At 54.6% G+C, this 1,517-nt stretch carries 1 rRNA gene; it reads right to left on the bottom strand.

The features are described from left to right. Positions 1 to 1,517: ribosomal RNA gene (locus ACFQ3W_RS25935) — 23S ribosomal RNA — on the bottom strand; the annotation flags it as partial.

The following is a 1,517-nucleotide window of genomic DNA, read 5'->3' as shown; positions in this document are numbered from 1 at the left end:
GGCTTCACGCTTAGATGCTTTCAGCGCTTATCCCGTCCGCACTTAGCTACCCAGCTATGCTCCTGGCGGAACAACTGGTGCACCAGCGGTGCGTCCATCCCGGTCCTCTCGTACTAAGGACAGCTCCTCTCAAATTTCCTACGCCCACGACAGATAGGGACCGAACTGTCTCACGACGTTCTGAACCCAGCTCGCGTACCGCTTTAATGGGCGAACAGCCCAACCCTTGGGACCTACTTCAGCCCCAGGATGCGATGAGCCGACATCGAGGTGCCAAACCTCCCCGTCGATGTGGACTCTTGGGGGAGATAAGCCTGTTATCCCCAGGGTAGCTTTTATCCGTTGAGCGATGGCCCTTCCATGCGGTACCACCGGATCACTAAGCCCGACTTTCGTCCCTGCTCGACTTGTCAGTCTCGCAGTCAAGCTCCCTTTTGCCTTTGCACTCTTCGAATGATTTCCAACCATTCTGAGGGAACCTTGGGGCGCCTCCGTTACTCTTTAGGAGGCGACCGCCCCAGTCAAACTGCCCACCTGACACTGTCCCCATACCCGCTTAGGGTACCAGGTTAGAACTCCGATACGATCAGGGTGGTATCCCAACGGCGCCTCCAAGGAAGCTTGCGCTCCCTCTTCCTAGGCTCCCACCTATCCTGTACAAATCGTATCAAAGTCCAATATCAAGCTGCAGTAAAGCTCCATGGGGTCTTTCCGTCTTGTCGCGGGTAACCTGCATCTTCACAGGTATTAAAATTTCACCGGATCTCTCGTTGAGACAGCGCCCAAGTCGTTACGCCATTCGTGCGGGTCAGAATTTACCTGACAAGGAATTTCGCTACCTTAGGACCGTTATAGTTACGGCCGCCGTTTACTGGGGCTTCGGTTCACAGCTTCGGATTGCTCCTAACCACTCCCCTTAACCTTCCAGCACCGGGCAGGCGTCAGCCCGTATACTTCGCCTTGCGGCTTCGCACAGACCTGTGTTTTTGCTAAACAGTCGCTTGGGCCTTTTCACTGCGGCCCCCTCGAGCTATTCACTCTACCGGGGCACCCCTTCTCCCGAAGTTACGGGGTCATTTTGCCGAGTTCCTTAACGAGAGTTCTTCCGCGCGCCTTAGAATTCTCTTCTCGCCTACCTGTGTCGGTTTGCGGTACGGGCACCTTCTCCTCACTAGAGGCTTTTCTTGGCAGTGTGAGATCATGACCTTCGGTACTGTAAATTTTCCCTCCCCATCACAGCCCAGCCTTACGATGTGCGGATTTGCCTACACATCAGCCTCACTGCTTGGACGAGCATCCATCAGCTCGCGTCACTACCCTACTGCGTCACCCCATCGCTATTAACGGATTACGGTGGTACAGGAATTTCTACCTGTTGTCCTTCGACTACGCCTTTCGGCCTCGCCTTAGGTCCCGACTTACCCTGAGCGGACGAACCTTCCTCAGGAACCCTTAGGCTTTCGGCGGATCAGATTCTCACTGATCTTTTCGTTACTCATACCGGCATTCTCACTTGT

The sequence above is a fragment of the Paenibacillus puldeungensis genome (assembly GCF_042678945.1).
GTDB classification, from domain to species: domain Bacteria; phylum Bacillota; class Bacilli; order Paenibacillales; family Paenibacillaceae; genus Fontibacillus; species Fontibacillus puldeungensis.
This window is presented reverse-complemented; position numbering and strand designations above follow the sequence as displayed.